The 7115-nt window shown below is 42.4% G+C and carries 5 protein-coding genes and 1 rRNA gene; all 6 read right to left on the bottom strand.

Annotated features, from left to right (window positions below):
- A 16S ribosomal RNA gene (locus tag L1D46_RS06900) occupies positions 1–181 on the bottom strand; the annotation flags it as partial.
- Between the two features lie 583 nt (positions 182–764).
- Positions 765–2603 carry a choice-of-anchor I family protein gene (locus tag L1D46_RS06895; protein ID WP_178926432.1) on the bottom strand — a complete coding sequence of 613 codons (1839 nt, stop codon included), beginning with the start codon at positions 2601–2603 and terminating at the stop codon, positions 765–767.
- A gap of 142 nt (positions 2604–2745) precedes the next feature.
- The gene (glmU, locus tag L1D46_RS06890; RefSeq protein ID WP_130050138.1) at positions 2746–4104 is read right to left on the bottom strand and encodes a bifunctional UDP-N-acetylglucosamine diphosphorylase/glucosamine-1-phosphate N-acetyltransferase GlmU; all 1359 of its coding nucleotides are present in this window, start codon (positions 4102–4104) and stop codon (positions 2746–2748) included.
- A 272-nt stretch (positions 4105–4376) separates the two neighbouring features.
- Positions 4377–4799: a F0F1 ATP synthase subunit epsilon gene (locus L1D46_RS06885; protein ID WP_054554812.1), complete on the bottom strand. Its 423-nt coding sequence runs from the start codon at positions 4797–4799 to the stop codon at positions 4377–4379.
- A gap of 13 nt (positions 4800–4812) precedes the next feature.
- Positions 4813–6198, bottom strand: coding sequence for a F0F1 ATP synthase subunit beta (atpD, locus tag L1D46_RS06880; RefSeq protein WP_054554811.1), 1386 nt, complete (start codon positions 6196–6198; stop codon positions 4813–4815).
- A gap of 32 nt (positions 6199–6230) precedes the next feature.
- Positions 6231–7091 (bottom strand): F0F1 ATP synthase subunit gamma, encoded by an 861-nt coding sequence (gene atpG, locus L1D46_RS06875; RefSeq protein ID WP_062568484.1) that lies wholly within the window; start codon positions 7089–7091, stop codon positions 6231–6233.
- Between the last annotated feature and the right edge of the window lie 24 nt (positions 7092–7115).

Here is a 7115-nt window from a genome sequence, read left to right as displayed (position 1 = left end):
CATGCGGTATTAGCAGTCGTTTCCAACTGTTGTCCCCCACCATAAGGYATATTCCCAAGCATTACTCACCCGTCCGCCGCTCGACGCCAGAGGTGCAAGCACCTCTTCGTTTCCGCTCGACTTGCATGTGTTAGGCCTGCCGCCAGCGTTCAATCTGAGCCATGATCAAACTCTTCAATTAAAAGTTTTTTCTGTCCCGAAGGACATGCTCAATGAATTCTGATTTTGATTCTTTCGAATCGAATTGACYGTGCTGAAACAAGTAAACTTGTTTCCGTTGGTCACTCAGTTCAATTGAGACTCTAAATTTGTTTGCGTCATCTAGCGAACTAGAATCGGCTGTTAGAACTCAATCTGTACGAGTGCCCACACAGATGATTGCTTTATATTGTTAAAGAACGTTGCGACGTTGTCGCTAGGGATGCGTATAATACATCCTTAATTTTTCGAGTCAACACTTAATTTCAAACTTTCTTTCGATAATTTGAAACCGAAGTTTCACTTAACTCTCTGCTACGTTGTTCAGCGTCTTTCGTTGCTGCCCGCCGTGTCAGTGGATGCGCATTATAGGGATGCGAAGAATTAACGCAAGCACTTTTTGCAGGTTTTTTTGATTATTTTCAAATTAGTACAATAACCATACAAACAAAGGGCTACAAAGGGGTTTTAGCTCAAAAAGCAGTCATTTTTGTGAAGGTAAAATGGCATAGAAAAAGCGACATGCTTTAAATTAGCTATGTCGCTTTTTATTTTTATAAGGCGGATTAGTTAGTAGAAATTTCCCAAACAGCGATTGAACCCGAAATTTCATTACCAACAACTAGCAATGCTTCATTCGTTGCACTTTGTTCTGCTGGTATAAATGCCATACCTTCAGGGGCAAGATCACCCGTAATATCTGCATCAGCTTCTAGACCACGATTAAAAAAGTAATCTTGGAATGTCACATTGTATGGATTAGTAATATCAAACACCATAATGCCACCCATACGCTCTAAACCAATAAATGCAAATGTACGCTCGCCAATAGTACCGAGTGCTAATGCTTCTGGTTCTGCACCTTTGTCATCAGAGCGACTATCACCGTCATTTTCATCTTCGTTATTATTGAATGCTGCTCCGTGAACTGATGCAGTAATGCGTGAAATTTGATCGCCAGAGTCAAAAACTACCATGCCGTTATTATCCCAGATGGTAAAGGAGCGGGCACCATATGCATATAGTGATTCGTATTCGCCATTATTATCTTCATCACCTTTAACAGTGGTCACTTTTAAACGGCCAATATCACTGTTGTCATTGTTCAGGTAGTCAAAATTGCTTGCTAGTGTTAAGTCTTTAGCTCTTGTCTCATCTATATATGATAAACAACCGTCATCTTTATCATAATCAAGACCACCTTTAGCTATGCAATCAGCTTCGTCGTTTGTATCAAAGAAGTATTCTCGTGCATCACCTTCGTTCGCTGTGACAATAAAGTTAGCACCTTTCCAGGTAAAGCTTGAAATAGTATCTGGTTGATACATGCCATAGAGGCCAGGGTATGATTTAAAGTTAACCCCACCGTCTTTATCAGATGCATCAAAAAGCAAATTAGACCAATCTTTAAAACCTAAGCCTTTAAGCTCTAGGCTATTATCTTCAAGATTGACGATAGCAAGGGCGTTATTTTCTTGTAGTGACACGTAGGCAAATTTATTATCTTTCGAAACGCTGATGTATTCAGGTTCTAAATCCATAGCCACGGTTGTATTAATCAAATTACCGTTGATTGTTCGACCTGTCGGGTTAGCAAATACAATCCCTCGCTCTTCAAGCTCTGCTTGTTTGTCGTTATAAGCTGAAAAAGTAATGCTAATAGCAGTATCTGCAATTACACCATCATTGATATTTATAATGCTAATTGAGCCTTCAGGGTCAATACTGTAATCACCATTAGGCTCACCTTCATTTGCAACCAGTACCTTATTGCCATCATGGCTAAAAGTAACCATGTCGGGTAGGGCGCCTACCGTTACATTCTTAATAAACAGAGGCTCATCGCCACTGATATCATAAAATGCGATTAAACCTTCATCACCGGTAATATCTGCGGCCATTGCAACTGCAAGAAGTTCATTATTAGCATCAATAGCGATACTGTTTGCATCACCCGCACTGTACTTATTAAGTGCAAGGGTAATCTCTGAGGTTAAATTAGTGCCGTTTATAACCCCTTCGTTATCTTTAACTAAAGCTGCACGGTCAAAGCTATCGGCTTTCATGATATTCACAACTGCCGAATCACCGGAACTATTGATCGCAAAAATTCGTTGTTTAGAAGCTTGATAAGCGACAATCTCTGCTGCACCTTCCGGACTTTCTGCGTTCAGCACTGCACGACCGATAAGGTTTATACTTAAAGCCGCGTTTGCATCTGTACCATTTGCTCCGTCAGCTCCGTTAGTACCATCGGAGCCATTTTCCCCATCAATTCCGTTAGTACCATTTTGACCTGCAGGACCTTGTTCACCTTGTAGGCCATCTTTGCCGTCGTCACCGTCTAACGAGCAACCTGTAAGAATAGTTAAAAGTGATAGCGCAATAATTGATCTTTTTAACATTATTATTTTTCCTTGGTATTGTATTGAGGCAATTACAACACGCAGGCATTACAACTATATGGCACTTTTATGAGAACAAAATTTAGCCACAAAAAAAGCGAGTATAAACTCGCTTTTATTTATAAATTAGTAGGGTAGCTCACTACTTTTTGGTTGGACGCTTCCAGCCAGTTAGATTACGTTGTTTGCCACGAGCTACTGCAAGCTGCTCGTCTTCAACAGTATTAGTAATAACAGAACCTGCGCCAATCGTTGCCATTGAGCCAATATTCACCGGTGCTACTAGTGATGAGTTTGAACCGATAAAGGCGTTATCACCGATAATAGTTTTTGATTTGTTTACGCCATCATAGTTACAAGTAATAGTACCTGCGCCAATATTCACTTTTTCACCAACTTCAGTGTCACCTAAGTAGGTAAGATGATTTGCCTTTGAGCCTTTGCCTAAGCGAGTCTTTTTCATCTCAACAAAGTTACCGATATGCGAGTCTTCTTCCATAATCGCACCAGGGCGAAGGCGAGCATAAGGGCCTAAAGTACATTTAGCAGCCACACTCGCTTCTTCAACAAGTGAGTTAGCTTTAATTACAACGTTATCACCAACAGTACAATCTTTAAGTACGCAGTTAGGGCCAATTTGCACGTTATTACCTAGTGTTACTTTACCTTCGAAAATAACATTAACGTCGATTAGTACATCTTCGCCGGTAGTAACTTCACCACGCACATCAATACGCGCAGGATCAGCAAGTGTAGCACCATTAAGCATTAGCTCTTCGGCTTGCCATGCTTGGTATGCACGTTCAAGAGCTGCAAGTTGAACGCGATTATTTGCGCCTTCGACTTCCATCGGGTGCTCGGGCTGTGCAGAAGTAATTTCAACACCTTCGCTATGTGCCATAGCAACGATATCTGTTAAATAGTATTCACCTTGAGCGTTGTTGTTCGATAGGTTACCTAACCAACGTTTAAGTAGCTCACCATTGGCAGCCATAATACCGGTATTAATTTCTTTAATTGCAAGTTGCTCAGCAGAGGCATCTTTTTGTTCGATAATACCCACTAGCTTGCCATTTTCACGGATCATACGACCATAACCTGATGGGTCATCTAGGGTAACGGTTAATACAGCTAAGCCTTTTTCTGGTGTCGCTGCGAGTAACTTCTCTAAGGTAGCGCGTTTTGTCAGTGGCACATCACCATAGAGAATTAATACAGTGTCGTCATCAGCAATGTGTTCTTTAGCAACTGCCACGGCATGACCCGTACCTAGTTGCTCTTCTTGTAATACCCAGTTTACTTGATTGTGCGATAGGGCATCTTGCAGCTGTTCACGGCCATGACCGTAAACAAGGTTCGTTTCACGAGCGCCAAGGGCAGTGGCATTATCAATAACGTGCTGCACCATAGGTTTACCAGCAACTTTGTGTAAAACCTTTGGTAGAGCAGAGCGCATACGAGTGCCTTTACCCGCAGCAAGAATAACGGTAGTCAGAGACATTAAAACAATATCCTTCTTTCTTTGTTTTAGGTGTGCAATATTTTGTGAGTTCTGGGAAACATACAAAGTTGTGTAAGTCACATCATGTGTAAATACGCAATCCTAATGAGTTGGACTGAACCTTGGATGAAACAGCTATTCACTATTAATTTACACTATTGTAGCGAGCTTTGATGAAGGATATAAGTATAAATATTAAGTAGGGTAGAAAGCCGTGAATTTCGGGCACAAAAAAGCCCACATTAAGTGGGCTTTTTGAAAACCGAGTAGGCTTACTTTTTACGTAATTGTTGAATTACGCGAAGTTGAGCGATTGCTTCAGCAAGTTGCACTGCAGCTTGTTGATAATCTAACTCAGCAGTTGACGTATTCGCCATTTGCTCTTCAGCATCACGTTTAGCTTTTTCAGCCGCTTGCTCGTCTAGGTCTTCACCACGTACTGCAGTATCTGCAAGAATCGTGATGCGATCCGGTTGAACTTCTAGCGTACCGCCAGCAATATACATCACGTCTTCGTGACCAAATTGCTTAACCAAACGTACCATACCAGGTTTTAGGGCAGTTAATAATGGAGCGTGACCATAGTTAACACCAAGGTCACCTTCACTACCACTCACTTGAATCGATTCAACCAGACCAGAGAACAAGCTCTCTTCTGCGCTTACTACGTCAAGATGTACAGTCATAGCCGCCATACTACCCTCCTAATTACATGCTTTTGGCTTTTTCTTGAGCTTCTTCAATAGAGCCAACCATGTAGAACGCTTGCTCTGGCATATCATCAAACTCACCGTTTAAGATACCTTTGAAGCCAGCAATTGTGTCTTTAAGTGACACGTATTTACCAGGCGCGCCTGTGAATACCTCAGCAACGAAGAACGGCTGAGATAGGAAGCGCTGGATTTTACGTGCACGAGATACAACTTGCTTATCTTCGTCAGAAAGCTCGTCCATACCTAGGATTGCGATGATGTCTTTAAGTTCTTTATAACGTTGAAGAACTGTTTGAACGCCACGCGCTGTATCGTAGTGCTCTTGACCGATTACTAATGGGTCAAGTTGACGTGAAGATGAATCAAGTGGGTCTACCGCAGGGTAGATACCAAGTGAAGCGATATCACGAGAAAGTACTACTGTTGCATCTAAGTGAGCAAACGTTGTTGCTGGAGATGGGTCAGTTAAGTCATCCGCAGGTACGTATACCGCTTGGATTGAAGTGATTGAACCCGTCTTAGTAGATGCGATACGCTCTTGAAGTACACCCATTTCTTCAGCAAGAGTTGGTTGGTAACCTACTGCTGAAGGCATACGACCTAGAAGTGCTGATACCTCTGTACCCGCTAGAGTATAACGGTAGATGTTATCAACGAAGAAAAGTACGTCACGACCTTCGTCACGGAACTTCTCTGCCATAGTAAGACCAGTTAACGCTACGCGTAAACGGTTACCCGGTGGCTCATTCATTTGACCGTATACTAGAGATACTTTATCTAGTACGTTTGAGTCGTTCATCTCATGGTAGAAGTCATTACCCTCACGAGTACGCTCACCAACACCTGCGAATACTGAGTAACCGCTGTGCTCGATTGCGATGTTACGGATAAGTTCCATCATGTTTACGGTTTTACCAACACCGGCACCACCGAATAGACCAACTTTACCACCTTTAGCGAATGGACATACAAGGTCGATTACCTTGATACCAGTCTCTAAAAGTTCTACTGAACTTGATTGTTCTTCATAAGAAGGTGCTGCACGGTGAATAGACATACGCTCTTCTTCACCAATTGGACCAGCTTCATCAATAGGGTTACCTAATACGTCCATGATACGACCTAGTGTCTTCGTACCTACAGGAACGTGGATTGGCTGACCTGTACCTTCTACTGCAGTACCACGACGTAAACCGTCAGTAGTACCAAGTGCGATACCACGTACCACACCGCCACCTAGCTGTTGTTGAACTTCTAAAGTTAAACCAGCTAAGTCGCCATCTGTTACTTTTAGTGCGTCATATACGGCTGGCACGTTGTCTTGTGGAAATTCGATATCCACAACGGCGCCGATAATTTGGACGACCTTACCTAAACTCATGTCTATTCCTCTCATTAAACTTTGCCGAAGCGTTAAACTGCTGCCGAGCCGCCAACAATCTCACTAATTTCTTGTGTGATTGCAGCTTGACGAGCCTTGTTATAAACAAGCTGTAACTCATCCATAAGGTCGCCTGCGTTATCTGTTGCAGCTTTCATTGCAACCATACGGGCAGCCTGTTCAGAGGCAGCGTTCTCAACTACACCTTGGTATACTTGAGACTCAATAAAGCGTACTAACAGAGCTTCTAAAATCGCATCTGGGTTTGGCTCATATAAGTAATCCCAAGAATGTTGAGATACTTCTTCTTCAGCTTTTGGCAAAGGGAGTAACTGATCGATTGTTGGCTCTTGCTTCATAGTATTAACGAACTTGTTAAATACTACGTATAAGCGGTCAATTTTACCTTCAGAGTATGCATCTAGCATTGTCTTTACAGGACCAATAACGTCTTGTAATGAAGGTGTATCTCCTAAGTTCGCTTTTTTAGCGACTAACTTACCGCCAAAACGTTGGAAAAAGCCAGCTGCTTTGCTACCTAAAGTAGTAAACTCAGCTTCAACGCCTTTTTCTTTCCACGCTTTCACGTCTAGGGCAACTTTTTTGAACTCGTTTGAGTTCAAGCCACCACATAGACCACGGTCAGTAGAGATAACAATATAACCAACTCGTTTTACTTCACGCTCTTCTAAGAAAGGGTGAGTAAAATCAAGATTTGCTTGAGCAACACGACCAATCACTTGGCGTAAGTTTTCAGCGTATGGACGGCTTGACGCCACACGTTCCTGCGCTTTTTTCATTTTAGACGCAGCAACCATTTCCATCGCGCTGGTGATCTTCTGAGTATTCTTGATACTCCCGATCTTGCTTTTAATCTCTTTTCCGCTGGCCATGACTCTCTCTCCGAATCAGGTGGG

This window comes from Pseudoalteromonas sp. Isolate3 (assembly GCF_022398505.1).
GTDB classification, from domain to species: Bacteria; Pseudomonadota; Gammaproteobacteria; order Enterobacterales; family Alteromonadaceae; genus Pseudoalteromonas; species Pseudoalteromonas apostichopi.
The sequence above is the reverse complement of the archived record's forward strand: the minus strand, read 5'-3'. Positions and strand labels throughout refer to the sequence as shown.